The 26,304-nt window shown below is 62.3% G+C and carries 28 protein-coding genes; 14 read left to right on the top strand and 14 right to left on the bottom strand.

Annotated features, from left to right (window positions below):
* Window positions 1-84: 84 nt before the first annotated feature.
* Together KCG88_RS09485 and KCG88_RS09480 are read right to left on the bottom strand one after the other, a co-directional pair.
* Window positions 85-1,275: an aminotransferase class V-fold PLP-dependent enzyme gene (locus KCG88_RS09485; RefSeq protein ID WP_210712278.1), complete on the bottom strand. Its 1,191-nt coding sequence runs from the start codon at window positions 1,273-1,275 to the stop codon at window positions 85-87.
* Between the two features lie 13 nt (window positions 1,276-1,288).
* Entirely contained in the window at window positions 1,289-1,525 is a 237-nt protein-coding gene (locus KCG88_RS09480) for a DUF3820 family protein (protein ID WP_015636734.1), read from the bottom strand.
* A 232-nt stretch (window positions 1,526-1,757) separates the two neighbouring features.
* Between KCG88_RS09480 and KCG88_RS09475 the strand changes: the two genes are divergently transcribed.
* The 4 genes from KCG88_RS09475 to KCG88_RS09460 all read left to right on the top strand — a co-directional run bounded on the left by KCG88_RS09475 (window position 1,758) and on the right by KCG88_RS09460 (window position 5,441).
* Window positions 1,758-2,225: a PA2169 family four-helix-bundle protein gene (locus tag KCG88_RS09475; protein WP_011062859.1), complete on the top strand. Its 468-nt coding sequence runs from the start codon at window positions 1,758-1,760 to the stop codon at window positions 2,223-2,225.
* A gap of 157 nt (window positions 2,226-2,382) precedes the next feature.
* Window positions 2,383-4,371 carry an FUSC family protein gene (locus tag KCG88_RS09470; protein ID WP_210712277.1) on the top strand — a complete coding sequence of 663 codons (1,989 nt, stop codon included), beginning with the start codon at window positions 2,383-2,385 and terminating at the stop codon, window positions 4,369-4,371.
* On the top strand, window positions 4,358-4,564 hold the full coding sequence (locus tag KCG88_RS09465; protein WP_011062857.1) for a DUF1656 domain-containing protein: 207 nt from the start codon (window positions 4,358-4,360) through the stop codon (window positions 4,562-4,564). The genes KCG88_RS09470 and KCG88_RS09465 overlap by 14 nt, the downstream gene beginning before the upstream one ends.
* Window positions 4,565-4,574: 10 nt before the next feature.
* Complete coding sequence (locus KCG88_RS09460) at window positions 4,575-5,441, top strand: HlyD family secretion protein (RefSeq protein WP_011062856.1); 867 nt, start codon at window positions 4,575-4,577, stop codon at window positions 5,439-5,441.
* A 67-nt stretch (window positions 5,442-5,508) separates the two neighbouring features.
* Here KCG88_RS09460 and KCG88_RS09455 read toward each other — a convergent pair whose 3' ends face one another.
* Both KCG88_RS09455 and KCG88_RS09450 read right to left on the bottom strand, forming a co-directional pair.
* Window positions 5,509-5,979, bottom strand: coding sequence for a MaoC family dehydratase (locus KCG88_RS09455; RefSeq protein WP_011062855.1), 471 nt, complete (start codon window positions 5,977-5,979; stop codon window positions 5,509-5,511).
* 49 nt (window positions 5,980-6,028) lie between these two features.
* On the bottom strand, window positions 6,029-6,973 hold the full coding sequence (locus KCG88_RS09450) for an alpha/beta hydrolase (protein WP_210712276.1): 945 nt from the start codon (window positions 6,971-6,973) through the stop codon (window positions 6,029-6,031).
* 214 nt (window positions 6,974-7,187) lie between these two features.
* Between KCG88_RS09450 and fadD2 the strand changes: the two genes are divergently transcribed.
* Together fadD2 and fadD1 are read left to right on the top strand one after the other, a co-directional pair.
* A complete protein-coding gene (gene fadD2, locus KCG88_RS09445; protein WP_011062853.1) occupies window positions 7,188-8,876 on the top strand; it encodes a long-chain-fatty-acid--CoA ligase FadD2 in 1,689 nt (562 codons plus the stop codon).
* A gap of 339 nt (window positions 8,877-9,215) precedes the next feature.
* A complete protein-coding gene (gene fadD1, locus KCG88_RS09440; RefSeq protein ID WP_047337609.1) occupies window positions 9,216-10,907 on the top strand; it encodes a long-chain-fatty-acid--CoA ligase FadD1 in 1,692 nt (563 codons plus the stop codon).
* Window positions 10,908-10,967: 60 nt separating this feature from the next.
* Here the strand turns inward: fadD1 and KCG88_RS09435 are convergent, their stop codons facing one another.
* Window positions 10,968-11,345: a hypothetical protein gene (locus KCG88_RS09435; protein WP_015636730.1), complete on the bottom strand. Its 378-nt coding sequence runs from the start codon at window positions 11,343-11,345 to the stop codon at window positions 10,968-10,970.
* A 210-nt stretch (window positions 11,346-11,555) separates the two neighbouring features.
* Here KCG88_RS09435 and KCG88_RS09430 point away from each other — a divergent pair, with 210 nt between their 5' ends.
* The 3 genes from KCG88_RS09430 (at window position 11,556) to def (ending at window position 13,420) form a co-directional block, all read left to right on the top strand.
* Window positions 11,556-11,747, top strand: coding sequence for a CsbD family protein (locus KCG88_RS09430; protein WP_011062850.1), 192 nt, complete (start codon window positions 11,556-11,558; stop codon window positions 11,745-11,747).
* Window positions 11,748-11,933: 186 nt separating this feature from the next.
* The gene (locus KCG88_RS09425; protein WP_015636729.1) at window positions 11,934-12,878 is read left to right on the top strand and encodes a YihY/virulence factor BrkB family protein; all 945 of its coding nucleotides are present in this window, start codon (window positions 11,934-11,936) and stop codon (window positions 12,876-12,878) included.
* Between the two features lie 2 nt (window positions 12,879-12,880).
* A complete protein-coding gene (gene def, locus KCG88_RS09420; RefSeq protein WP_011062848.1) occupies window positions 12,881-13,420 on the top strand; it encodes a peptide deformylase in 540 nt (179 codons plus the stop codon).
* Between the two features lie 18 nt (window positions 13,421-13,438).
* Here def and KCG88_RS09415 read toward each other — a convergent pair whose 3' ends face one another.
* Together KCG88_RS09415 and gstA are read right to left on the bottom strand one after the other, a co-directional pair.
* Window positions 13,439-13,864 (bottom strand): GNAT family N-acetyltransferase, encoded by a 426-nt coding sequence (locus tag KCG88_RS09415; protein WP_047288651.1) that lies wholly within the window; start codon window positions 13,862-13,864, stop codon window positions 13,439-13,441.
* A 265-nt stretch (window positions 13,865-14,129) separates the two neighbouring features.
* The gene (gstA, locus tag KCG88_RS09410; protein ID WP_210712275.1) at window positions 14,130-14,732 is read right to left on the bottom strand and encodes a glutathione transferase GstA; all 603 of its coding nucleotides are present in this window, start codon (window positions 14,730-14,732) and stop codon (window positions 14,130-14,132) included.
* A gap of 98 nt (window positions 14,733-14,830) precedes the next feature.
* Between gstA and KCG88_RS09405 the strand changes: the two genes are divergently transcribed.
* Window positions 14,831-15,691: a LysR family transcriptional regulator gene (locus tag KCG88_RS09405; protein ID WP_047288650.1), complete on the top strand. Its 861-nt coding sequence runs from the start codon at window positions 14,831-14,833 to the stop codon at window positions 15,689-15,691.
* Between the two features lie 536 nt (window positions 15,692-16,227).
* Entirely contained in the window at window positions 16,228-17,547 is a 1,320-nt protein-coding gene (locus KCG88_RS31120) for a PAS domain-containing methyl-accepting chemotaxis protein (protein ID WP_210712274.1), read from the top strand.
* Window positions 17,548-17,607: 60 nt separating this feature from the next.
* On the opposite strand, the gene KCG88_RS09395 is transcribed toward KCG88_RS31120, so the two are convergent.
* The 5 genes from KCG88_RS09395 to KCG88_RS09375 all read right to left on the bottom strand — a co-directional run bounded on the left by KCG88_RS09395 (window position 17,608) and on the right by KCG88_RS09375 (window position 21,808).
* On the bottom strand, window positions 17,608-18,117 hold the full coding sequence (locus KCG88_RS09395) for a hypothetical protein (RefSeq protein ID WP_047337606.1): 510 nt from the start codon (window positions 18,115-18,117) through the stop codon (window positions 17,608-17,610).
* Between the two features lie 160 nt (window positions 18,118-18,277).
* Window positions 18,278-19,693: an MFS transporter gene (locus KCG88_RS09390; RefSeq protein WP_210712273.1), complete on the bottom strand. Its 1,416-nt coding sequence runs from the start codon at window positions 19,691-19,693 to the stop codon at window positions 18,278-18,280.
* Between the two features lie 179 nt (window positions 19,694-19,872).
* Window positions 19,873-20,616, bottom strand: coding sequence for an NAD(P)-dependent oxidoreductase (locus tag KCG88_RS09385; protein ID WP_047288642.1), 744 nt, complete (start codon window positions 20,614-20,616; stop codon window positions 19,873-19,875).
* 37 nt (window positions 20,617-20,653) lie between these two features.
* Window positions 20,654-21,286: a glutathione S-transferase gene (locus tag KCG88_RS09380; RefSeq protein ID WP_210712272.1), complete on the bottom strand. Its 633-nt coding sequence runs from the start codon at window positions 21,284-21,286 to the stop codon at window positions 20,654-20,656.
* A 90-nt stretch (window positions 21,287-21,376) separates the two neighbouring features.
* Window positions 21,377-21,808: a PACE efflux transporter gene (locus KCG88_RS09375; RefSeq protein ID WP_015636721.1), complete on the bottom strand. Its 432-nt coding sequence runs from the start codon at window positions 21,806-21,808 to the stop codon at window positions 21,377-21,379.
* Window positions 21,809-21,931: 123 nt separating this feature from the next.
* Between KCG88_RS09375 and KCG88_RS09370 the strand changes: the two genes are divergently transcribed.
* Window positions 21,932-22,846, top strand: coding sequence for a LysR family transcriptional regulator (locus KCG88_RS09370; RefSeq protein ID WP_047288638.1), 915 nt, complete (start codon window positions 21,932-21,934; stop codon window positions 22,844-22,846).
* 4 nt (window positions 22,847-22,850) lie between these two features.
* Here KCG88_RS09370 and KCG88_RS09365 read toward each other — a convergent pair whose 3' ends face one another.
* A complete protein-coding gene (locus KCG88_RS09365) occupies window positions 22,851-23,780 on the bottom strand; it encodes a LysR family transcriptional regulator (RefSeq protein ID WP_047288636.1) in 930 nt (309 codons plus the stop codon).
* A gap of 66 nt (window positions 23,781-23,846) precedes the next feature.
* Here KCG88_RS09365 and KCG88_RS09360 point away from each other — a divergent pair, with 66 nt between their 5' ends.
* A complete protein-coding gene (locus tag KCG88_RS09360) occupies window positions 23,847-24,467 on the top strand; it encodes a LysE family transporter (protein ID WP_047288634.1) in 621 nt (206 codons plus the stop codon).
* 6 nt (window positions 24,468-24,473) lie between these two features.
* Here KCG88_RS09360 and KCG88_RS09355 read toward each other — a convergent pair whose 3' ends face one another.
* Window positions 24,474-25,505, bottom strand: a complete 1,032-nt coding sequence (locus tag KCG88_RS09355; RefSeq protein ID WP_047288632.1) for a LacI family DNA-binding transcriptional regulator — start codon at window positions 25,503-25,505, stop codon at window positions 24,474-24,476.
* A gap of 215 nt (window positions 25,506-25,720) precedes the next feature.
* Here KCG88_RS09355 and KCG88_RS09350 point away from each other — a divergent pair, with 215 nt between their 5' ends.
* Window positions 25,721-26,254, top strand: coding sequence for a gluconokinase (locus KCG88_RS09350; RefSeq protein ID WP_011062834.1), 534 nt, complete (start codon window positions 25,721-25,723; stop codon window positions 26,252-26,254).
* Window positions 26,255-26,304: the final 50 nt, after the last annotated feature.

The following is a 26,304-nucleotide window of genomic DNA, read 5'->3' as shown; positions in this document are numbered from 1 at the left end:
ACGGCTTTACGGTGCGCTTGGTCGGCGCACCGTTTTTTTTGCCTGGAAAATAGTGCTGCCCGGGGCACGACAGGCGGGTAGGGCTTACTGGCCGGCCAGGTCGGTGAGGGCTTCGATCAACTGCTGCATATGCGCAAGGGGAGTGGTCAGCCCCGGGGTGATGCGGATGCAGGTGCCGAACCCTGCGCCATTGCGGGCCACGGTGAACAGGTTGTAGTCCCGTAGCAGGCGATCCGCCAGGGCTTGCTGGTCCTGGTGGCGGGTGAAGCGCACGGCGCTGATGGCGCAGCACAGGCGCGGATCCTGCGGGGTCATGACTTCCAGCCCGGGCAGTTCGCGCACCGCTTCGCTCCAGCTATGGCGCAGGTAGTTCAGGCGCGCGCCCTTGGCCGCCGCGCCGCCCATCGCCCGGTGTTCCTCGAACACCCGGGGCAGGGTCATCAGCGCCGGAATGTTTGGCGTGCTGTAGGGCGTACGGGCGCGCACGTCGTCACGGGGAAAATGGAACTCGCCCATGTCCGGGTCGATGTCTTCCAGGCGTTCGGGGTGGATATACACAAAGCCCAGGCTCAGCGGTGCGCCGATCCACTTGTGCAGGTTGAAACCGGCGAAGGCGATGCCCAGGTCGCAAAGGTCGAAGTCGATCTGGCCCAGGGCGTGGGCGCCGTCGAGGATGATGTCGACCCCGTGTTCCCGAGCGGCGGCGGCAATCGCCCGGACCGGCATCACCAGCCCACTGCGATGGGTGACGTAGGTCAGGGGCATCAGCTTGAGCCGTGGGTAGCGCTCGAAAGCGTCTTTGTAGGTGCCGACAAGGCTGTCAAAACTGGCAGGATGCCGGTGGACGATCTCTATCACTTCGACGCCGCGCTGGCGGGCCAGCCAGCGCATGGCGCTCTTGACCGTGTCGTACTCCAGGTCGCTGAGCAGCACCTGATCGCCCGGTTGCAGGCGGTTGTAGTTGCGGATCAGCGATTGCAGGGCGTCGGAGGCGCAGCGGGTCAGGGCCACGGCGTTTTCTGGCGCCTGCAGCAGCGCCGCCAGTTGGCGGCGGATGTGCAGCGCATCGATCTGCTCGAAACGCTGGCGCACCAGCAGCGAGTTGCTGCGGTTCACCCACTGGATGTTGTGCTGGTACTCCTGGGCCACACTGCGGGTCATGCGCCCGAAGTAGCCGTTTTCCAGGTTGATCGGCCCCGGCTCGATGTCGAACTGGCGAGCGATGCCCTGCCAATGATCTTCATCGTGGGCAAGCGTGGCTGCAGTCCTTGGCATGAAGGGCTCTTTTTCAGTGACGGGGTTTGGGTTTGCCGTGTTTGGCCCGCAGGGGATCGAGCAGGTCGCTAAGGCCGTTGTGGTCGATTTCCTGCATCAGGGCCAGCAGGCCGCCGAGTTCACCCTTGGGAAAACCTTCCCGGGCGAACCAGTTCAGGTAGGGGCCGGGCAGGTCGGCCAGGATGCGGCCCTTGTATTTGCCGAAGGGCATTTCCCGGGTGACCAGCAGTTCAAGTGTTTCAGGGGTCATGGCGGGGGCTGTCGTGTCATTCAAGAGCCTTGGAAAATACAGGCATTCTGCACGGAGGCCAAATGACAGATCATGCAAATAACTCGGATACAGATTTTTGTATATTTTATAAGTCATTGAATAATAAGGAATAAAAATATAATCCAAGTCTGGCATGGCGGGTGCAACGGTTAACTCAACTAACTCAACTATCGAGTTAACCCAATTTTCGCAACCCACAAGGAACCAGAAAATGACTGACTTGAATAAAGAAGCTATTTCGGTACTCAACAGCCTGATCGAGACCAGCAAGGATGGTCAGGAAGGGTTCAAGACCTGTGCCGAAGACATCAAGCACCCCGAGCTCAAGGCGCTGTTCATCAAGCGCTCCACCGATTGCGCCACGGCCGCGGCAGAACTGCAGTCGGTCGTGCGCTCCATGGGCGGTGATCCGGAAACCTCCACCAGTGTCAGCGGCGACCTGCACCGTCGTTGGGTCGACCTCAAGTCCCTGGTGACCGGCAAGGACGAGGAAGCGGTGCTCAACGAAGCCGAGCGTGGTGAAGACCATGCGTTGAAGGCCTACAAGGAGGCTCTGGAGAAGATCAACAAGCACAACCTGGTGGGTATTCGTGACGTGGTAGAGCGCCAGTACCACGGCGTGCAACGCAATCACGACCAGGTCAAGGCCCTGCGCAATCAGGCGCGCGCCCGTTCGTAAGGGTCAAAACCTGTCAAAAACGCCAGCCAGCCTGGCGTTTTTTTATGCCGGTAATTTAATGCTGGACGGTATTTAGTTAGCTAGCTAATAATTAGCCCAGCTTCGCTGATGCCTATCGCGACTATCGTTGTGTTTGTCCTGCCAAGAGTTGCCAGCCGTGCCCATTACCCTGCAAGCCCTGCTTGCTCCCAACCTTCCTGCATTGCAGTTCGCGATCAAGACCCTGCTCGGTGGTGGGGTGGCGCTGTGGCTGGCGTTGCGCTGGGGGCTGGAGCAACCGGCCTGGGCCCTGATGACCGCATTTATCGTGGCTCAGCCGCTGTCCGGCATGGTCCTGCAAAAAGGTCTGGCGCGGCTGTTGGGGACCCTGGTGGGCACGCTGATGTCGGTGCTGTTCATGGGGCTGTTCGCCCAGACCCCCTGGCTGTTCCTCCTGGCCCTGGCGCTGTGGCTGGGGTTGTGCACGGCCAGTTCGACCCTGTTGCGCAGTGCCTGGTCCTACTCCTTCGTGCTGGCCGGCTACACCGTGGCCATCATTGCCTTGCCAGCCATCAGCCATCCCCTGGGGATCTTCGACCAGGCGGTGGCCCGCTGTACGGAGATTTCCCTGGGTATCATCTGCGCCACTGCTAGCAGCGCTTTGCTCTGGCCGCTGCGCGTCGAGCGACAGTTGGCCGATCAGGCCCGCAGCGCCTGGCACAGCGGGATGCAGGCGGCCCGTGCCACCCTGGCCGGGGATGCCCAGGCCCGCAAGGGCCTGCTGGAGATCCTCGGGCGCATCGTCGCCGTCGATGCCCAGCGCGAACATGCCTGGTTCGAAGGCCCGCAGGGCCGCCAGCGGGCCCGGGCGATCGGTGGCCTGAGCCAGAAACTGTTGATGCTGCTGCGCATCTCCCGTTCGGTGCGGCGCCAGTGGAAGCAGTTGGATAGCGTCGAAGCCGCGCGGTTGCAGCCATGGATGGATCAGGTCCTGGCGGCCCTGGACAGCGCTGATGGGGCCAGCCTGCAAGCCTTGTCGCCACGGGTGCTGGAGGCCTCCCGCGATGGGGCGATCAGCCCGGCGCAGAGTTACTGCCTGGCGCGTTTCAGCTTGTTGCTGGACACCGCCCTGGCTGCCACCCAGGCCCTTGAAGCGGTGCAGCAGGGGCGCGGGGCCATGGTGCAGCCGGCGACGCTGACACCTCACCGCGACTTGTCGCTGGCCCTGGTATTCGGCGCCCGCAGCGCCCTGGCTTTTCTGACGGTGGCCAGCTTCTGGCTGGCCACCGCCTGGCCCGCGGCCTCCGGGGCGATGCTCCTGACCTGTGTGGTCTGCAGCCTGTTCGCCAGCCGCGAGAACGGGGCGCAGATCGGCATGAGCTTCATGCGCGGGATCTTCCTGGCGGTTCCGGCAGCCTTCGTGGTGGGGCAGATCCTGCTGCCCCAGTGGAGCGGTTTCCCGATGCTGGCGATGGCCATGGGCGTGCCGCTGTTCTTCGGCGCCCTGGGCATGGCCAAGCCGCAGATCGGCGCCACGGCCACTTCGTTCTGCCTGCACTTCATCGTGCTGATCTCGCCGATGAACCGCATGAGTTTCGATGTGGCCAGTTTCTTCAATAACGCCCAGGCCATGGTGCTGGGGGTGGGCGCCGCGGTGCTGGCCTTCCATCTGCTGATCCTGCGCAACCCGGCGTGGCACGGCCGGCGCCTGCTGGCTGCGACCCTGCAGGACCTGGTGCGCCTGACCCGGCGCAACCTGCGGGGTGCGGAAAGCTGGTTTGGCGGGCGCATGGCCGATCGCCTGTTGCAACTGGCGCGGCATTATCCGGAATTGCCGGAGCCGGCCCGCAGCCGCTGGGACGATGGCCTGCTGGGCCTGGATATCGGCGACGAACTGATGCACCTGCGCCTGAGCCTGGCGGTGGCCCAGGTACCGGTCAGCGCCGCGCAGCGAGCTTATTTCGAGCACCTGCAGCGCACCCTGGAACAAGGCCCGGCGGGCAGTCGTCAGGATGCCCTGGAGCAGCCAAGCCTGGCCTTGCTGGAGGCATTGGGGCAGCAGCCGCCCAGTGATGCGTTGAAACTGGCGCAGGGCGCCGTCGTGCAATTGCAAAGCAGCTGGCGCAGTTGGTGCCGGCAGCAGGAGGAAAGTCATGGGGCTGCGTGAGTGGTCGCTGGGCGGGGTGCTGCTCAGCCCGTTCCTGATTTATGTGGTGCTGGCGCTGGTGCTGACCGGTGCCCTGCGGATGCTGGTGCGGGTAACCGGGCTGGGCCGCTGGATCTGGCACGAAGCACTGTTCGATTGTGCCCTGTACGTCTGTGTATTGACGGTCATTACGCTGGTCCTGGGGCCCTTATAAGGAGTTGATCATGCGTACACCCGTACGTGTCGTGTTTACCCTCTGCCTGGTGGCGGTGGCGATCTTTGCCGGTTATCACCTGTGGCAGTACTACATGCTTACACCCTGGACCCGCGATGCGCGGATCCGCGCCGACGTGGTGATAGTCGCCCCGGATGTGTCCGGCTGGGTGCGTGAGCTCAAGGTGGCGGACAACCAGCCAGTCAAGGCCGGTGAGCTGTTGCTGAGCATCGACCGCGATCGTTTCGAGGCCGCCCTGGAAAAAGCCCAGGCGGTGGTGCAGACCCGCCAGCAGCAGTTGAGCCTGCGCGAACATGAAGCCAGCCGCCGCGCTGCTCTGGGCCCCCAGGCCATCAGCGCCGAGCTGCGCGAGAACGCCCAGATCAACGCCGGCATCGCCCGTGGCGAGCTGCGCCAGGCCCAGGCTGAAGCCAAGGTTGCCGAGTTGAACCTGGCCCGCAGCCAGGTGCATGCGCCCCGTGACGGGCATATCACCAACTTGCGCCTGGCCGAGGGCAACTACGTCAATGCCGGGCAGCCGGTGATGGCGCTGATCGATGACTCGACCTTCTATGTCCAGGCCTATTTTGAGGAAACCAAGTTGCCGCGGATCCAGGTCGGCGACCCGGTGAAGGTCTGGCTGATGAGCGCCGGTGATGCCCTGCAAGGCCATGTGGAAAGCATCAGCCGGGGGATCACCGACCGTAATGCCACGCCTGATGGGCAACTGCTGGCGGAAGTGGAGCCGACCTTCAACTGGGTACGCCTGGCCCAGCGGATTCCAGTGCGGATCAAGCTCGACAAGGTGCCCGAAGGCATCAACCTGAGCGCCGGCATGACAGCCAGTGTGCAGGTGGAGGAGGGTGGCAAACAGTAGGAGCCGGCTTGCCGGCGAAAGCGCCGGCGCAGCCTTCGCCGGCAAGCCGGCCCCTGGGGAGCGAGACTCAGCCGATGGTGATGGCGGGCAGGGTCGGCAGGGTCACGGTCTGTTGCTTGCGTGGCGCGAGAATCTCGGCTTCGCCGTCCACCACCAGCTCATCGCGCTGGTTGAACACGCGGGTGGCGATGCGCACGCGGAACTTGGGCAGTTTTTCGAGGATCTCCAGGCGCACGGTCAGGGTGTCGCCAATTTTCACCGGCTTCTGGAAGCTCATCTGCTGGCCGATGTAGATGGTGCCCGGGCCTGGCAGCTCGCAGGCCACGGCGGCGCTGATCAGCGCACCGCTGAACATGCCGTGGGCGATGCGCTCCTTGAACATGGTGGCGGCGGCGAACTCGGGGTCCAGGTGCACCGGGTTGTGGTCGCCGGACATGGCGGCGAACAGCTGGATGTCACGCTCCTCGACGGTCTTGCTGTACTGGGCGGTCTGGCCGACTTCCAGGGCTTCGTAAGGCGTGTTGGTTACCTGGGTCATGTTGCTGAAATCCTCTGACAGATAAATAAGCGCACTGGCTGCGCACCGGTTATTCCGACCGCGGTGGCCGGCGGTGCTGCAGGGCCTGGTCGAGCCAGGCCAGCACGTCATGGGTCACTTGGTCACGGTTGCTTTCGTTGAACAGCTCATGACGTGCCTGGGGGTAGATATTGAGTTGCAGGCACTGGCTGCCGGCCTCGCGCAGCGCGTTGGCCAGATCCTTGAGACGCTTGCCAGCGCTCACCGGATCACATTCACCACCTATTACCAGCAGCGGCAGGCCCGGATCGATCTGCTTGAGGTTGGCAATCTTGCTGATTTGCTGCAGCCCGCCCAGCAGATCGATCCACAACTGGTTGGTGCAACGAAAGCCGCACAATGGATCGGCCACGTACTTGTCGACTTCCGCCGGGTCGCGGCTGAGCCAGTCGAAGGCGGTGCGATTGGGTTTGAACGCCTTGTTGAACGAGCCGAAGGACAGCCATTCGATCAGCGCGCTGCGCCCCTGGCCGCCCTGGCGCCAGCGTTCGATGCGGGCGATCAGGCTGGCGGCGCGGTACAGCGCCACCGGCTGGAAATTCGAGCCACTGAGAATCGCCCCATGCAGGCTGGCGCTGTGATGTTGCAGGTAGGCCTGGGCGATGTAGCTGCCCATGCTGTGGCCCAGCAGCACGATGGGCGTGCCGGGGTGCTGCTGGCCGATGTGCTGGTTGAGGCTGGCCAGGTCGCCGACCACCTTATTCCAGCCGTTCTGGTCCGCGTAGTGGCCCAGCACCCCCTGTTGCGCCGTCTTGCCGTGGCCACGCTGGTCGGGGGCGTAGACGGCGTAGCCTTCGGCGCACAAGGCCTGGGCCAGGCGCGCGTAGCGCCCGCTGTGCTCGGCCATGCCGTGGGACAGCAGGACTACCGCCTTGAGTGGCGGCTCGGGCAGCCACTGGTTGACGAAGAGGCGGTGGTGGTCGCTCGTGGTCAACCAGAACGTGTCATGGGTCATGGCGATTCCTTTGCTCGAAGACGCTGCACTTTATAGCGCATCGGTGCCTGGGCGTCTGATTCGCGCGCCCGTTGGAAGCAAGATTCACAAAATTAATGACACACTTGCGCATATTTGCCTGAATCGCCATAGCTGCTAACGTCCGAGGAGCCCCGCCCCTGAGAGCGTTACAGTGGCGGCCCGGACAGCTCAGGTACAAGAGAGGACAAGAATAATGCAACCTGATTTCTGGAATGATAAGCGCCCCGCTGGCGTCCCCAACGAGATCGACCTGGGGGCCTTCAAGTCGGTGATCGAGGTGTTTGAGCGTTCCTGCAAGAAATTCGCTGATCGCCCGGCCTTCAGCAACATGGGCGTGACCCTCACCTACGCCGAGCTGGAACGCTACAGCGCGGCCTTCGCCGGTTATCTGCAAAGCCATACCGATCTGGTTCCGGGAGACCGTATCGCGGTGCAGATGCCCAACGTGTTGCAGTACCCGATCGCGGTATTCGGAGCCTTGCGCGCAGGGCTGGTGGTGGTCAATACCAACCCGCTGTACACCGCGCGGGAGATGCGTCACCAGTTCAAGGATTGCGGGGCCCGGGCCCTGGTCTACCTGAACATCTTCGGCCAGAAGGTCCAGGAAGTGCTGGGGGATACCGACATCCAGTTCCTGATCGAGGCCCGGATGGGCGACATGATGCCCAGCGCCAAGGGGTGGCTGATCAACACCGTGGTGGACAAGGTCAAGAAGATGGTGCCGGCCTACCACCTGCCCCAGGCCATTTCCTTCAAGAGTGCCCTGCGCCTGGGGCGTGGCCAGAGCATCAAGCCGCTGCAGGTGGGCCACGACGATGTTGCGGTGCTGCAGTACACCGGGGGCACCACCGGCCTGGCCAAGGGCGCGATGCTGACCCACGGCAATTTGGTGGCCAACATGCAGCAGGCGCGGGCCTGCCTCGGCCAGCATGGGCCCGACGGCCATACCCAGTGGCGCGAAGGTCAGGAGGTGATGATCGCGCCGCTGCCGCTGTACCACATCTATGCCTTCACCGCGAACTGCATGTGCATGATGGTCACCGGCAACCACAACGTGCTGATCACCAACCCGCGGGACATCGGCGGCTTCATCAAGGAACTGAAAAAGTGGCGTTTTTCTGCGCTACTGGGGCTCAACACGCTGTTTGTGGCGCTGATGGATCACCCGGATTTCAAGAACCTGGATTTTTCCAATCTGAAGCTCACCAACTCTGGCGGCACGGCCCTGGTCAAGGCCACCGCCGAGCGCTGGCAGAAGCTGACCGGCTGCCGGATCACCGAAGGCTACGGGCTGACCGAAACCTCGCCGGTGGCCTGTACCAACCCCTATGGCGAGCGTTCGCGGCTGGGCACCGTCGGCCTGCCGGTACCGGGCACCACCTTGAAGATCATCGATGACCAGGGCGTCGAACTGCCGTTGGGCGAGCGGGGCGAGCTGTGCATCAAGGGCCCGCAGATCATGAAGGGCTACTGGAACAAACCCGAGGCCACCGCCGAAGTGCTGGATGCCGAGGGCTGGTTCAAGTCCGGTGATATCGCGGTGATCGATCCGGACGGTTTCGTGCGCATCGTCGATCGCAAGAAGGACATGATCATCGTCTCGGGTTTCAACGTGTACCCGAACGAGATCGAGGATGTGGTCATGGCTCACCCGAAGGTCGCCAACTGTGCCGTCATCGGCATACCGGACGAGCGTTCCGGCGAGGCGGTGAAGCTGTTTGTGGTGCCGCGTGAGGCGGGGGTCAGCCTTGAAGAGCTCAAGGCCTACTGCAAAGAGAATTTCACCGGCTACAAGGTGCCCAAGCACATTGTGCTGCGTGACTCTTTGCCGATGACCCCGGTGGGCAAGATCCTGCGCCGCGAGTTGCGCGATATCGCTTGAGCCCAGGGCTTTTACCTGGCGGGCAAGCCGGTTGGCGCAACCGGCTTGCCCGCTCTGCATTCCGGGGGCGCAAAGCCCCGGGCCAGAGCGGAATTCAGAGTGATAGAATTTTTACTCTAAAAATGACTATTTAAGTGTCTTGAGTCATTTTTGTGACTATTCAGGCCTTCTTTGGCTCTAGTCGGCCTTTTCCAAAGCTGCTACTCTCGGCGCGCTTTGTGACTTCTCGGCCTAAGTAAAAGCCAGACTCACCAACAATAGACACCAATAAAAAACACAGACAAATAATAATCGCATCAAATGCGGTGATGAATTCGCGTTGCTGAGGAGTGGGCTTCCATGATCGAAGACTTTTGGAAGGATAAGTACCCAGCTGGGATTGCTGCCGATATCAATCCAGACGAGTATCCGAATATTCAGGCGGTGTTGAAGCAGTCCTGCCAACGTTTCGCTAACAAACCGGCCTTTAGCAACCTCGGCAAGACAATCACCTACGGTGAACTGTACGAACTGTCCGGGGCCTTTGCCGCGTACCTGCAGCAGCATACCGATTTGCAGCCCGGCGATCGAATCGCCTTGCAACTGCCCAACCTGCTGCAATACCCGATCGCGGTATTCGGTGCGATCCGCGCCGGCCTGATCGTGGTCAATACCAACCCGCTGTACACCGCGCGGGAAATGGAACACCAATTCAACGACTCCGGCGCCAAGGCCCTGGTCTGCCTGGCCAACATGGCCCACCTGGCAGAGGCCGTGGTGCCCAAGACCGGGGTCAAGCACGTGATCGTCACCGAAGTGGCGGACCTGCTGCCGCCGCTCAAGCGCCTGCTGATCAACAGCGTGGTCAAGTACGTGAAGAAGATGGTGCCGGCCTATCACCTGCCCCAGGCCGTCAAGTTCAATGACGTTCTGCGCAAGGGCCATGGCCAGCCAGTGCAGGAAGCCAACCCTGCCAGCGGCGACGTGGCAGTGCTGCAATACACCGGTGGCACCACCGGGGTCGCCAAGGGCGCCATGCTGACCCACCGCAACCTGGTGGCCAACATGCTGCAGTGCAAGGCGCTGATGGGCTCCAACCTCAATGAAGGCTGCGAGATCCTCATCACCCCGCTGCCGCTGTACCACATCTATGCGTTCACCTTCCATTGCATGGCCATCATGCTCATGGGCAACCACAACATCCTGATCAGCAACCCGCGGGACTTGCCGGCGATGGTCAAGGAGCTGTCGAAGTGGAAGTTCAGCGGCTTCGTCGGCCTCAACACCCTGTTTGTCGCCCTGTGCAACAGTGAAGCGTTCCGCAAGCTGGATTTCTCGGCGCTGAAAGTCACCTTGTCCGGTGGCATGGCCCTGCAACTGGCGGCGGCCGAGCGTTGGAAGGAAGTGACCAACTGCCCGATCTGCGAAGGCTACGGCATGACCGAGACCAGCCCGGTGGCCACGGTCAACCCGATCCAGAACATCCAGATCGGCACCATCGGCATTCCGGTGCCTTCGACCCTGTGCCGGGTGGTGGACGACGCCGGGGAAGAGCTGCCCCTGGGCGAAGTCGGCGAACTGTGCGTGAAGGGCCCGCAGGTGATGAAGGGCTACTGGCAGCGCCAGGATGCCACCGATGAAGTCCTCAACAGCGAAGGCTGGCTCAAGACCGGTGATATCGCCCTGATCCAGCCCAATGGCTACATCCGCATCGTCGACCGCAAGAAGGACATGATTCTGGTCTCCGGTTTCAACGTCTATCCCAATGAGCTGGAAGACGTACTGGCCTCGCTGCCGGGCGTGCTGCAGTGCGCGGCGATCGGCGTACCGGACGAGAAATCCGGCGAGACCATCAAGATCTTCATCGTGGTCAAGCCGGGCGTGACCCTGACCAAGGAGCAGGTGATGGCGCACATGCGTGCCAATGTCACCGGCTACAAGGTGCCCAAGGCCGTTGAGTTCCGCGATGCGTTGCCCACCACCAACGTCGGCAAGATCCTGCGCCGCGAGCTGCGTGACGAAGAGCTGAAGAAGCTCGGCGTGAAGAAGTAAGCCGCAGCGCCCACAAAAAAGCCCCGCCAGTGCGGGGCTTTTTATTGGGCGGCGCCCGCCTTACTGCTGGAACTGGGCGAAGCTCACGCCGGTGCCGGCCGGGCGCACGTCCTTGAGGAAGGAGTCCTTGTCGGCGCTCAACTCCAGGCTCAGGGCGGCCTTGCGCTTGCCTTCGTTGCGGATCACCAGGCCTTCGAGTTTTTCCCGCAGGAACACCGTAGGCACCTTCAGGTGCAGCAGTTGATCGGTGTCCGGGGTGTGCAGCAGCAGGTGCACCCATTCGTACTGACCGATGGCCAGGCGGGTGACCAGGATATCGAACCACCAGATATTGCGGTTGCGGTTCAGCTCCGCGAAGTGGCAGTTGTTGACGCCCAGCACCGCACCGCCCAGTTCCTGGTTCCTGCGGGCGATAGCCTGCTTTTTATCGAGTTTCATAACGTTCCTACGGGGATTGGATCTTCAGTGCTTGGCCTGAACAGGGGGAGCATTCTCCCGGGTTGCCCGGCAAACATAAAGCGCTACCTGGGCGGCGCGATGAAATGCTCGGCAAAAATAATTGAAACTCTGCACGAAAGCCGCAGGTCAACCTTGGGTAACGACGCAATCCCCTTTGTTCGATCAATGAATGTTCTACGGAGAAATACCATGGGCAGCACAGCGGATAAGGCAAAAGGTCTGGCTAACGAAGCCATCGGTAACGTCAAGCAAGGTGTCGGCAAAGCCACCGACAACACCAAGCTGCAGGCTGAAGGCAAGCTGCAGGAGAAGAAAGGCGAAGCCCAGCAAGCGGTGGGCAAAGCCAAGGATGCAGTGAAAAAGACCATCGACAAGGCCTGAAAACGGCCTGTTCGATGACCCACTGCAGCGGCCATCCACGGATGGCCGTTTTCATGTGAGGGGTGGGTGAGAGAGGGGAATCGGCCCCTGGAAATGGTTGCGGTTCGCCAACTAGGCTAATTTGTTGTAGAAAACGCCCCCTGAGTCGCTATCGACTTCAACCTTTTTGCGGCGAAAGGAGACGCTATGATTTTTCCCGACCTCAAAGGTTTGCCCCTGCACCGGGTACTGATCCGCACGGTGAATGAGTTCATCGCGGACGAGATGTCCACCTACGCCTCGGCACTGGCCTACCAGATGCTGTTCTCGCTGTTCCCCTTCATTCTGTTCCTGATCGCCTTGATCGGGTTTCTCCATCTGCCGGATTTCTTCACCTGGCTGCGCCTGCAGTCGGAGCTGGTGCTGCCCCACGAAGCCCTGGAGCAGGTCAACCCGGTCATCGATCAATTGCAGCAGTCCAAGGGTGGCTTGCTGTCCATCGGTATCGTCATCGCCCTGTGGACCGCTTCGGCGGGTGTGCGCCTGATGATGAGCGCGATGAACGCCGCCTACGACGTGGTCGAGGGGCGGCCGATCTGGAAGCGCTTCCCGCTGTCGGTGTTCTACACCGTAGGCATTGCCGGCATGCTTCTGGCCGCCGCGGCGCTGATGGTGCTGGGGCCGCAAGTGATGGCCTGGCTGGCGGGGCAGGTGGGCCTGGAGGACTTCATCGTCACCCTGTGGACCATCCTGCGCTGGCCGGTGATCGTGCTGCTGATGATGGTGGCCGTGGCCCTGATGTACTACGTGATGCCCGATGTGCAGCAGAAATTTCGCTTCATCACCCCGGGCTCGGTGCTGGCGGTGGTGGTGTGGATCGTCGCTTCCCTGGGTTTTGCCTACTACGTGAAGACGTTCGCTAACTACAACGCCATGTATGGCAGTATCGGTGCGATCATCGTGCTGTTGCTGTACTTCTATATCTCCGCTGCGGTGCTGTTGCTGGGAGCGGAGATGAACGCGGTGATCGAACACATGTCGGCCGAAGGCAAGGACCCTGGCGAAAAGGACTTTGACCAGCACGACGAAAAACAACACGTTTCGGGACTGGGCCGGGACCACTCGCTCAAGCCGACCACTGACGAAGCCTGATCATGATCCGTGAAATCCTCAAGATGGGCGATGAGCGCCTGCTGCGCATCGCCCCGCCGGTACCGCCGGAAATGTTCGACAGCCCCGAGCTCTGGGAACTGATCGACGATATGTTCCAGACCATGGAAAGCGTGGGTGGCGTTGGCCTGGCGGCGCCGCAGATCGGTGTCGACCTGCAACTGGTGATCTTCGGCTTCGAGCACAGCGAACGTTATCCGGAAGCCGAGGCGGTGCCGCAAACCATCCTCATCAATCCGCTGATCACGCCCTTGAGCCCGGTGCTGGAAGAGGGCTGGGAAGGTTGTCTCTCGGTTCCCGGCCTGCGCGGGGCGGTGCAGCGCTACCAGCACATCCGCTACGAAGGCTTCGACCCCAGGGGCGAGCCCATTGTGCGCGTGGCCTCGGGTTTCCACGCCCGGGTGGTGCAGCATGAGTGCGATCACCTGATCGGCCGGCTGTACCCCTCGCGGATCAGCGATTTCAGCAAGTTCGGCTTCACCGAAGTGCTGTTTCCCGACCTCGACCCCAACGCCGACGAATAAGCCCCGGCCTGCCCGGTGTCAGGGCCTCGACCCAGGTCGGTCGATGGCCATGGCCAGCAACGGCTTGCTGCGCTGGTAGCGGGCCAGCCGTTCGTTCAAGGCGTGTGGCAGGCAGGTCGTGCTGCAAAAGCCCATCGATCGGTACAGGGCCTGCAGGTCCGGATGGCAGAACAGCCAGACCGGGCCTTCGACGCTTTGCACGGCCTGCGCCACCAGCTGGGCGGCCAGCCCCTGGCCGCGACTGCTCGGGGCGACGAACAGGCCCGTCAGCCAATAGCCCTCAGCTGCCGGGCTCAGGCTCATGCCAGCGATGATTTCACTGCTTCGGGCAACCCAAAGCTGCCCCTCGCAAGCGGCGCGCATGGATGACCGGTGCTGGCGATAGAACTTGTTAAGCAAGGGCCGTTCAACCTCGGCAAGCAGGTTGATCTGGAGGTCGGGCATGAGGTTTCCGGATTGGGCAACAGGGGCCGGCGGATTATAAAAGAACCCTGGCCGACTATAGGTGCTATACCTGAAGCCTTTCCCGCATCAGTGGAGTGAACGTCATGTCCAAAGGTATGAACGCCAAGAAAAATGCCAAGAAAAAGCCGGCAAAGAGCGCAGACGAGAAACGCGCCGAGAAAAAGGCCAAGAAGACCGAAGTGAATATCTTCGGCCACTGATCACTTTGACGAAGCCCGCCCTGCGGGCTTCGTGCTCTCTCCCCTCAGGCCAGTTCCAGCGCCAGGGCATCGCGTACCGCCGGTCGCTGCTCGACCCGGGCCTGGAACCGCGACAGCGCCGGCCAGTTCGCCAGGTCGATGGCGAACGAAGCCGTCCAGCGCAGGACGGTGAACAGGTAGGCATCGGCGATGCCGAACTGCGCGCCTTGCAGGTAGTCCTGGTGTTCCAGCGTCTGCTCGAGCAAGGCCAGGCGCTTGAACAACTTCTGCTTGAACACCTCTTTCACCCCATCATCGAACCCCGGATTGAACAGCCAGCCCATGATCCCGTGCACTTCGCTGGTGATGAAGTTCAGGGTTTCCTGCAGGCGCACCCGCTCCCAGCCGCCATTGGCCGCGGCCAGGCCGGACTCGGGCTTGAGGTCGGCGAGGTATTGCAGGATGGCCGGGCCTTCAGTGAGGACCTGGCCATCGTCCAGTTGCAGGGCGGCTACATAGCCCTTGGGGTTGATGGCGAGGAAGTCCCGGCCGTCGGCGGTGCGCTTGCTGCGGTTGTCGACGCGGATGGCCTCGAACGGCAATTTCAGCTCGCGCAGCACGATATGGGAGGCCAGGGAGCAGGCTTGTGGGGCGTAATAGAGTTTCATCGGCAGGTCTCTGGTGAAAGTGCGAGCCAGTGTCGTGTAAGGCGGCAACATGGGTAAAATTAATCTTTCAGAACACTGCCATAAGGACAGCTACTGCCATGATGAACCTGATGCACTGGCGCCTGCTGGTGGCAATTGCCGAGTGCTCCACCATCACCCGGGCCGCCGAGCAGGTGGGCATGACCCAGTCCGGGGCCAGCCAGGCCCTGGCCCAGATGGAGGACATGCTCGGGGTGCAGCTGTTTGTCCGCGAAAGCCGCCAGGCGTTGCCCACAGCGATCGGTTTGCAGGTGCTGGCCCAGGCGCGGGTGATGCTCGAGGCCCTGGCCGAGGTCCGCCGGCAGGTGGACGCGGCGCGGGGCATTCCTCAAGGCAGTGTGCGACTGGCGGGCTTTCCCATGGTCCTGGCGACTTTCCTGCCGCCGTTGCTGCGGCGTTTCAAGCAGCTGTATCCGAGCATCGAAGTGGTGCAGCTTGAGGTCAGTGATGATGAGGTCGAAACGCTGCTGGAGGCGCAACTGGTGGACCTTGGGGTGGTACTCAACCCGGCCCCCGAGCGCCGCTCTTGGTTGCTGGGGCGTGATTCGTGGGTCGCGGTGCTACCTGAAGATCACCCCTGGCCGGCCTCGACCATCGACCTTGAAACCTTGCTGGCGCAGCCCTTTGTCCTGGCCACCGGGGGCTGTTCGGTGAATGCCCGCAGCCTGGCCGCCGAGGCCGGGATCCCCCTGGCCGACGTCCGGGTGGAGGTACGGGAATGGAACAGTGCCTTCAGCCTGGTGCGTGAGCGGCTGGGAGTGACTCTGGTGCCACAGAGTACGTTACCGGTGCAGCGCGAAGGGTTGCGGGTGCTGGAACTGAGCACAGGAGTGGAGCGGGAGTTCGCCCTGGTAGCGGCGCCGGGGCGGGAGTCGAGTGCGCTGGTCCAGGCGTTTCTGTCGAGCCTCGAAGAGTTTTAGTGCGGGAGCTCCCGGGCATTGCCACAGGCTCTGTTTATGTCTTGTTTGTTACTTGTCGCCCATGCACTTCAATACCTCGAAAGTTGTGAAAACAGACTGACTAGTGGCCTTGCATAGGGTCTGCGGCTGTCTATGCTCAATTGTGAAAATTCGTATCTGTTGGCCTATGAGTATCCGTCCCGCGCGGCCTGCGCAGTTGTAATCGGTATGCGTGCGACCTTCATCCAGGGCGCAGTATTGAATCCATGAATAAAAACGAGAGTGCGCAGTTAAAGGCACTGCAGGATCAGGAGTGTCGATTTAGATGGAGTTTCTTAACGTTGTTAGGTCAGGCCCGGGAATAGGGCATCAAGTAAAGGATGGCTTGATAAGAGCGTTGCAACATGGACTCTCCGATTAAACATCATTTATCACCTGACACTTCCTCTCTCTTATGTAGGGAGGCGCTTACCCTGTTTTATAGATCGTTGTGGTGGATCAGTTGAAAGACTAGAAGCTTCCGTCAATCAAAAGACAGCGTTGAAGGTGATACAACCATGTTTAACCTACATCACAAGGCTGACCTGCTGGAAATCGAACGATTCAACTGTGCGCTGAGCGAGGCCAACGCCAAGTTGGCGGCGATCAGTCGTTCCATGGCGATGATCGAGTTCTCGCCCGATGGCATCGTGCTGGATGCCAATGAAAACTTCTGCCAGGTCATGGGCTACTCCGCAGAAGACATACGGGGCAAGCACCACCGGATTTTCTGCGAGGAAGAGTTCTATCGCAGCGAGGAGTACAGCAAGCTGTGGCGCGACCTGGGGCGTGGCGAACCGGTCAGCGGGACTTTTCTGCGCCTGGACAAGCGTGGCCGGGAGATCTGGCTCGAAGCCAGCTACATGCCGGTGTTCGATGCCAACCGTCAGGTGCGCAGTGTGATCAAGGTGGCTTCGGACATCTCCGAACGCATCAATGTCGAACATGAAAACCAGAGCCTGCTGAACGCTATTGGCCGTTCCATGGCCATCATCGAGTTCAGCCCGGACGGCAGGATCATCACCGCCAACGACAACTTCCTGAAGACCATGCAGTACACCCTGAATGAAATCGTCGGCCAGCATCACAGCATGTTCTGCCACCGTTCCGAGGCTGAATCCCCGGAATACAAGCAATTCTGGGCTTCGCTGAACCGTGGCGAGTTTCACTCCCATCGTTTCGAGCGGGAAAACAAGTATGGGCAGACGGTGTTTCTCGAAGCCTCCTACAACCCGCTGTTCGATACCAAGGGCCGCCTGTACAAGGTGGTGAAGATCGCCAGCGACATCACCGATCAGATGACCACCTTGCGCTCCGCCGCCGAATCCGCCCACAGCACCTCGGTGCAGAATGACGCCTGTGCGCAGAAGGGCTCGGAGGTGGTGCAGCAGACGGTGGAAATCATTCAGCAGATTTCCCATGACCTCAATGAAGCGGCCCACAGCATCGATGCGGTGAGCAAGCAGTCGGACATCATCGGCAGCATCGTCCAGACCATCCGCGGCATCGCCGACCAGACCAACCTGCTGGCGCTCAACGCGGCCATCGAGGCTGCCCGTGCCGGTGAGCACGGGCGCGGTTTCGCCGTGGTCGCGGACGAGGTGCGCAGCCTGGCGGCGCGCACCAGCCAGGCGACGGTGGAAATCGTCGAGGTGGTGCGCAAGAACCACGACCTGTCGACGAGCGCGGTGACCAGCATGCAGTCGAGCCTGAGCCGCACCGGGCTCGGGGTCGAACTGGCGAATGAGGCGGGGGAGGTGATCCTGGAGATCCAGCAGGGCTCGCGGCACGTGGTGGATGCCATCAGCCAGTTCAATTCGACCCTGCAGTTGCAGTAGCCGGTTTTCGCCGGGCACAAAAAAGGGTTCCCATGGGGAACCCTTTTGCGTCCAGCGGCGTTACAGCGCGGCGAGGAACTTCTCGTCCACCGGTTTGGCGCTGTTCTTGGCGTCTTTCTCTTCCTTGGCCAGCTGCATCTTGTCCTGCAGGCGCTGGGCAATTTCCTGGTTGATCGCCAACTGGCGCTCTGGCGGCAGGTTCTTCAGATCTTCCTCGGTCAGCCCCATGTCCTTGAGGATGCTGTCGCGCAGGCGCTGTTCCGGGGTCTTGCTCATGTAGTCCTTGAACTCGCTCAGCGCGCCGGTTTCCGTCGCGCTGGTGGCTTGCGCGGCGCTGGCGGTCGGTGGCGTGGCCTGGAGCAGCACGCGGGTCTTGGCGAAGGCGGCGTTGACGTTGTCGTCCACGCTGTTGGCCTGCTGGCTGGAGGACTGGGACGCCGGATAGGTCACGGAGTTCTGGGCCTGTTGCAGCATGCCGCTGTACAGCGCGCTGGCGGCTGCGGTAGTCGGGTCCATATCGGTGCGCGAGGTGGGCTGCACCGAAACGGATTTCTGGGCGTTGACCAACATGATCGGGAACCTGTGTAAGAGAACTAGGCTGAGGTTTTAGCAAGTTCCATGCCGATTGATACGCCCTTGTATATCAAGGGCTTGGCTCAGGACGTCGGTCGTGGCTGCCAGCAAGCGGACAAGTCTTGCCGCTTTCAGGCAACCGCTGCCGGCGCCGTCTTCATGCGTGGGCGATGTCTTCCAGGGCCAGGTTGCGGGTGCGCGGCCCGAAGCGGCCGATGGTCAGGATCACGATCAGCATGCTGCTGACGATAAAGGCCAGGACGCCGGGCGTGCCGAAATGCTCGAGGAAAAAGCCCACCAGCAAACTGCTGAACACCGTCGACAAGCGGCTGAACGAGTAACAGAAACCCACCGCCCGGGCGCGAATGTTGGTGGGGAACAGTTCGCTCTGGTAGGAGTGGTAGCTGAAGCTCAGCCAGGCATTGCAGAAGGTGATCATCACCCCGCACACAATCAGCCCCAGGGCGCTGCTCTGCAGGGCGAACAAGGTGCCGAAGGTCATGGCGCCCAGGGCCGAGCCGACGATCTGCCACTTGTTCTCGAAGCGGTTGGCGAAACGCACGAACAGCAGCGGCCCCAGGGGATAGGCCAGGGTGATGATGAAGGCGTACAGCAGGCTGTGGGTGACGCTCACGCCCTGGCCCGACAGCAGCGCCGGCAGCCAGTTGCCGAAACCGAAGAAGCCGATGGCCTGGAACACGTGAAACACGATCAGCATCAAGGCCCGGCGGCGGTAGGGCGGTTGCCAGATATCGGTGAAGCGCCCACGGCCCTGGATATCCACGGCCTGGGGTTCGGGCTCATCCAGCGGCTTGGCGTAGTCCCGGGCGCAACGGGTCTCGAGGCCTTGCAGGATCCGCTCGGCTTCGTCGAAGTGCCCGTGCTGGGCGAGCCAGCGTGGCGACTCCGGCAAGCGTGAGCGCAACCACCAGATGAACAGGGCGAACACCGCGCTGGCCAACACTACCCAGCGCCAGCCGGAGATCCCCCAGGGCGCCTGGGGCACCAGCCACCAGGACATCAGCGCCACTGCCGGCACCGACAGGAATTGCACGAAAAAGGCAAAGGCGAAGGCCGAGCTGCGCATGCGCTTGGGCACCAGTTCGCTGAGGTAGGCGTCGATGGTCACCAGTTCGATGCCCAGGCCGATGCCCACCAGGAATCGCATGCAGATGATCCCCAGCGCGGTGCTCTGCAGCCCCATCAGCACCGTGGCCAGGGTGTACCAGATCAGGGCGAAGGTGAAGATCGCCCGGCGCCCGAAGCGGTCGGCTATCGGGCTCAGCAGGCTGGCGCCGAGGAACAGGCCGAGAAAGGTCGCCGAGGCGAAGGCCGCCTGGTCGGAAACACCGAACACCCCTTGGTTGCCGCTGGCGAAGATCCCGTCGCGGATCAGCCCCGGGCTGATGTAGGCGGTCTGGAACAGGTCGTACAGCTCGAAAAAACCGCCAATGGACAGCAGCGCCACCAGGCGCCAGATCGTGGCCACGGCAGGCAGGCGGTCGATGCGCGCGCTGATGCCGGCGGCGCGTTGAGGGTCGAGGTCGCTGGTGAGCGGGGCAGAGGCGGGCATGCAGGGAATTCCACAGGACACAGAGCGGAAATCTTAGCCTGCTAACGGAAACCAAGGATTGTGAATCCACGTGCGTAAACCGGAGGATGCGCTGATTTATTGTCGTATTTCGTTACATCTGCCGGATTTATAGCGCAACGCCGGGCACCCGCGCGTGACGGCGGGTGCCCGGTGGTGGCTCAGTAGGTGATGGGAATGCCGAAATTTTCCTGGAAGGCATCGTCCACCGGTTGGTAGCCCAGCACCCGGGTGGTTTCGCTGAGGTCCAGGCGCTTGAAGCGATTGTTGGAAATGCCGTGGCCGATCAGCAGTTGCACCCCCGGGGTTTCCACTGCCCGTTGCAGCAGTTGCACTGCATCCCGTGGGCTGAGCCAGGCGCTCAGGTCGCGGGTGGTGGTCAGTTCGTGGTGTTTCGGGTCTTCGAACGCACCAATGCGCAGGGCAATGCAGGACAGCCCGCGCTTGGCGGCGTAGAAGGCGCACAGCGCCTCGCCGTAGCACTTGCTCACGCCATACAGGTTGGCTGGCATCACCGGCATGCCCGGGGTGATCTGCCGGTCCACCGGGTAGCCCTCGATGGTCTGGGCGCTGCTGGCAAATACCAGGCGCCGGCAACCGGCCTGTACCGCGGCCTCGAACAGGTAGGTGGTGGCGAGGATATTGTTCGCCAGCAACTGGTCGAAGCTGGCGCTGGCATGGGGAATGCCGGCCAGGTGCACGATGACGTCGATCCCCGGCAGCAGGCGGCCGATGGCTTGCGGGTCGTCGAGGTCCAGGCGCACGAAGCGGTGTGGCGCGGGGATTTCGAAGTCCGGCTCCACCCGGTCGGTGAGGGTGAAGCGGTGGCGCTCTTGGGAGCCCTGAAAAAACACCTTGCCGATCCTACCGCAAGCGCCGGTCAGTAGTACGTTAAGTCCGTTCATTTCGAATCTCCGATGGGCCAGAGGAGGGATGGCCAGCTCAGGCGATGCCATTGCGCCCGTGCAGCATGAAGCCCGGGTGCAGGCTGAGGCGTTCGTAGTAGGCGGCCACGGCGGGGTAGGCCGGGTGCTCCATGGGGGTCATCTTCCAGCGATTCACCGAGAGGCCAAGAACGATATCCGCAAGGCTGAAATCCTCGCCCAGAACATAGGCGCCCGAGCGCTCGAGCTGGCGTTCGAGGATTTGCATCTTGGCATTCCAGGCCAGCAGGCTGGCGCCGATGCGCTGGCTGTCCTGGTAACCCGCATGCTGGCGCACCAGGCCCATGAATGCATAGCTCCAGGACGGGTTCAGCTCGGTGGCCTGCCAGTCCATCCACTGCTCAACCAGGGCCCGGGCGCGCGGGGCCGTGGGCAGCAGGCCGCTGCCGGGGTGCAGGTTGGCCAGGTAGCGGCAGATGCTGTTGGATTCCCACAGGACCCCGGCGTCGTCGATCAGCACCGGTACCTGGGCATTGGGGTTGAGGGCGAGAAACTCGGGGGTATGGGTGGACTGAAAGCCACTACCCCAGTCTTCCTGCTGGTAGGAAAGCCCAAGCTCCTCACAGGTCCACAAGACTTTCCTGACATTGATGGACGAGGCTTTACCGAGAATTCTGCAGCGGGTTCCCATGACGCTTCCTTGTTCGTGGCACTGGATGGCCATGGGAATCTAACAGCGTGGCGTCGTCTCGGCGACGATCGAGTTGCCTTTACGGGTATCTCAGGCCGGATCGGGGAGGGCCGAGGCCGGCAAGCCGAAAACCCGGTCGAACAGCCAGTTGAAGGCAAAGGTGTAGCAGGGGATGAACAGGATCAGCGCCAGGTCCAGGAGAAAGGCCTGCACCAGGCTGATCGCCATCCACCAGGCGATCAGCGGAATCAGGAACACGATCAGGGTCAACTGGAAACCCACGGCATGGGCAATGCGCCGCTTGACCGTACGGGTGCGCGATGGCTGGCGGCTTTCCCAGCGCTCGAACAGGGTGGTGTAGATGAAGTTCCAGGTCACCGCGATGCTGGTGATGACCACCGCCAGCGGCCCGGTGCTGCTGGGCGAGGTGCCGGACAGCAGGGCCAGGCCCAGGGCCGAGAAGGTCATGCCGAACACTTCGAATAAAGAGACATAGACCAGTTTGCGTTTCACGCCTTGCATGCGGGTTCCTCGATTTTGAATGGGAATGGCCAGCCTGAGGGTGGCGCAGGGCGCGGAAGATAGCTTCAATCAAGGTGACAGAAAAAGTCGGAAGCTTTCAGTTTTCCTGATAGGTTGTTTCTCATGAACTTCTCCAGCGACAGCATCCAGTTGTTTCTCGCCGTGCTCGATCGCGGCTCCTTTTCTGCGGCGGCGCGCGCGCTGGGCAAGGTGCCTTCGGCCGTGAGCATGGGCATTGCCAACCTTGAGGCGGAGTTGGGGTATGCGCTGTTCGATCGCAGCCACCGCGAGCCGCTGCCCACGCCGCTGGCCTTGTCCCTGGCGCCCCATGCGCGGTTGATTGCCGACCAGCTCAAGCAATTGCAGGTGCATGCCGTCGAGCTGTCCCTGGGCCTGGAGAGCAAGCTGTCGATCGCGGTGGTGGATGACATCGACAAGCAACGAGTACTGGCCGCCATCAAGCTGATTGCCGAGCGTTATCCGCTGCTGGAAGTGGAGCTGCTCAGTGCTCCCCAGGATGACGTGCTGCACCTTTTGCACAGTGGCCGGGTCAGCGTCGGCGTGGCCTTTGCCGGCTTGAGCGTGAATGCCCTGGAGTATTTCCAGTACCTGGGCTGCGAGCGGATGATTGCCTGCATTTGCGCCGGGCACCCTGTGTTCCAGGCCAGTGACGGTTCGCTGTACCTGGAAGAGCTGATCAAGGTCCGTCAGGTGGTGGTGGCCAGCCGCGACCTGCCCCTGAGTGATACCCGGCCCCTGGTGGGCGAGTCGCTGTGGCGCACCGACAGCCTGGCCATGGCCCTGCACATGGTGGAGGCGGGGATCGGCTGGGGCAATTTCCCGCTGTCGGTGATCCAGCCGTTGCTGGCGGCGGGGCGTTTGCAACGGTTGCATTTCAAGAACATCGACAACGGCCTGGTGTTGCCGGTGCATGCGGTGTGGTTGAAGAGCCAGCCCTTGCAGAAGGGGGCCCTGGCCCTGGTGCAATTGCTCAGCGGCGAGGACCCGGCGCTGGGGGCCGTGGCCCCGCCTGCCTGAGTGCCTACGCCAGGGCTTGCCGGCGCAACCAGTGCAGCAGTTTTCCGCTGGCCGAATCCGGGTCTATGGCCTGGGGGGAAAGCAGGTAATAAGCGCTGCCATCGGCGACAAAGCCGAAGGGCGCACACAGCAGCCCGCCCTCCAGGTCGTCACGCACCAGTTGCCAGGGGGCAATGGCCAGACCCAGCCCGGCCACGGCTGCTTGCAGGCTGAAGTAGAAGTGCTCGAAGACCTGCTCCGGTGGCGTCGGGGCAACCGGTTGTTGCTGCAATTGCAGCCACTGTTGCCAGGCGTGCGGCCGGGTGGCGCTGTGCAGGCGTGGGGCCTGCGCCGCCAGTTGCGCCAGCCCGGCCGTTGCCGGGGTCCAGTCGGCCTGGCGCTCAGGGCGGCATACCGGGCCTATGGCTTCGTCGAATAGCCAGTGGGCCTGGGTGTCGCGGCTCCAGGCAAAGTCGTTGCGGCGGATCGCCAGGTCGATACCGGCACCGAACGAGAAGGGCCCGCCGCCGGCCAGCAGTTGGATCGGCACTTGCGGGTGCTCGGCATAGAACTCCGGCATGCGCGGAATCAGCCAGCGCATCAGCAGGGTCGGCTCGCAGGACAGCACCAGCGGTGCTGCGGGAGCCGGGGCTCGCAGGCGGCTGGCGGTGCTCTCGATCAGGTCCAGGGCCTGGGTCACGCTGTGCAGCAGTTCGGCTCCGGCGGCGGTGAGAAAGACCCGCTGGCTGCGGCGCTCAAACAGAGGGGTGCCAAGGTCCTCTTCCAGGGCGCGCACCGCACGGCTGATGGCGCCGTGGGTCAGGTGCAGGGTGGCGCCGGCCTGGGTGAAGCTTTCCAGGCGTGCAGCGGCTTCGAAGCAGCGCAAGGCGCTCAGCGGGGGCAGGCGCCGTCGCGAGAGTTGTGAGTTTTTATCACCAGGAATGTCAGTTTTCATCGTTATCGGCCTGGGTCATGGTCCCAATACAGTAGCGCCTGATTCTATAGCCTAGGCGTATTCAACGTGACCGAACTGTTACTCGTAATCACCATTACCATTCTTGCTGTACTCAGCCCCGGGGCCGACTTTGCCCTGGTAACCCGCAACAGCCTGCTGCTTTCGCGCCGCCATGGCGTGTTCACGGCCCTGGGCATCGGGCTCGGGGTCATGGTGCATATCGGCTACAGCCTGCTGGGGGTGGGGGTGTTGTTGCAGCAGTCGCTGCTGTGGTTTACCGCCTTGAAGATCGCGGGGGCGCTGTACCTGATCTACCTGGGCATCAAGCTGTTGCGCAGCCCTGAGCAACGTCCGGGGGAAGAACCGGCAGAGGGGGCACGGATGTCGACCTGGGGCGCCTTGCGCAGTGGCTTTCTGACCAATGCCCTGAACCCCAAGACGATGATTTTCGTTCTCAGTCTGTTCATGCAGGTGATTCAGCCGGGCACGGCCTTGCCGGTGCAGATCGGCTACGGCGCGATCATCGTCCTGGCCCACGTGCTGTGGTTCGTGCTGGTGGCGCTGTTTTTCTCGGCACCGGCGATTGCCGGCCGGCTGCTGGCCTACAAACGCCGGATCGATCAGTTGTTCGGCGCGGTGCTGGTGGGCTTCGGCCTGTTGCTCAGTGTCCTGAGCGTCAGGCCCTGAGGTGTTTCAGGTGCTTTCCCGAACCCGCAGTTCAAACCCCATGTCCACCACCGGCTCGGCCACGCTGTTGCCGGCCAGCAGGGTCAGCATCTGTTCGGCGGCGCGGCGGCCAATGGCTTCGCGCGGAGTGCTGATGCTGCTCAGGCGCGGCACCATGTGTTCGGAGGAGGGCAGGTCGTTGAAGCCCAGCACCGCCACCTGCTCGGGCACCTTGATCCCGCAGCGCATGGCTTCCAGCAGCGCGCCCTGGGCCAGGTCGTCGTTGCCGAAGAAGATCGCATCCACCTGGGGCTGGCTCTGCATCAGTTGCAGGAACAGCTCGGCCCCCAGGCCGACGGACGAGGGCCGTGGGGTCAACAGTTCCAGGTCGGGGTTGTACAGCCCGGCCTGCTGCAGGGCACGGCGGAAACCTTCGCCGCGCAGCAGGGTGCGCTGGTCCAGTTGCGCACCGACGTAGGCCAGGTGCTTGCGCCCGCGGGAAATCAGATGCTGGGCCGCCGTCTCGCCGGCGTTCAATTGCGAGAAGCCCACGCAGTTGAGCCCGGCGCCGGAGTCCAGGTCCATCATGTAGACGCAGGGAATGTTGTTCGCCTCGATCATCCGTCGAGCGCTTTCGGTGCGGTCGAAACCGGTCAGCAGCAGCCCCCGGGGCTGGTAGGTCATGTAGTTGCGCAGCAGGTTTTCTTCTTCGTCCCGAGAATAGTGGCAGTTGCCGATCAGCACTTCGAAGCCTTTGGGGCGCAGTACCTGGTGGATGGCTTCCAGGGTTTCGATGAACAGCAGGTTGGACAGCGACGGCACCAGCACCACCACCGACTGGCTCTGGGCCGAAGCCAGGGCGCGGGCGGCGGAGTTGACCACGTAGTTCAGTTCCAGCGCGGCCTTCTGCACCTTTTCCACCAGTTCAGTGGCCACGCTGCTGACGCCGCGCAGCGCCCGGGAGGCGGTAATCGGGCTGACTCCGGCCAGGCGGGCGACTTCATTGAGGGTGGGACGGCCCGTGGTACGGGTGTTTTTATCGTTTTTATGAGTGGTCATCAGACGGCTTGCCAAACAAAATTCAAGTCTCTAAGGTAGCGCTGTCCTGAAACAGCTGCAATGCGTGAGCGAGGTGTGCCTGACCCTCGCTCTTTGGTTTGGCGGACTATATACGCGGCAACCCACAAAAATGACAAGAAGGCGTCGGCAGACACTGTTTTTGTACTAGATTTTTTATTTGCGAAGGTAGCGCTGTCTGCGCGCTGAGGTGTTTCATGAGTCAACCCATCACCGCCCTGGTCATCATGGGTGTTGCCGGCTGCGGCAAGTCCAGTGTCAGTCAGGCCCTGTGCCAGCGCAGCGGCGCCATGGCCATTGAAGGCGATACCTTCCACCCGGCGGCGAACATCGCCAAGATGAGTGCCGGCATTCCCCTCGACGACGAAGACCGCGCCGGCTGGCTCGACAGCCTGTGCGATGAACTGCGTCGTGCCCTGGCCGCCGGCCAGCACCCGGTACTGACCTGCTCGGCGCTCAAGCGCAAGTACCGCGAGCGCCTGCGCGCCGCCACGCCCGGCCTGGGCTTTGTCTTTCTCGAACTGACACCGGCAGTCGCCGCCGACCGTGTGGCGCACCGGCCAGGGCATTTCATGCCTTCGACCCTGATCGACAGTCAGTTCGCCACTCTCGAATCCCCGGTGGGGGAGCCGCTCACCCTGGCCCTGGATGCCAGCACCCTGAGCGTCCAGCGCCTGGCCGAACTGGCCAACCAATGGTGGCTGGAGCATGGCCTGGAACCTTCACATTAAGTGCTGGCTCGAAAAAGGTAGCGCTATCCCACTCGGCCCTTGTTTTTAAC

Origin of the sequence: Pseudomonas sp. MWU349 (assembly GCF_017947325.1) — a bacterium.
GTDB classification, from domain to species: domain Bacteria; phylum Pseudomonadota; class Gammaproteobacteria; order Pseudomonadales; family Pseudomonadaceae; genus Aquipseudomonas; species Aquipseudomonas protegens.
Note: the sequence above shows the minus strand (reverse complement) of the source record. Positions and strands in the feature narration are given on the sequence as shown.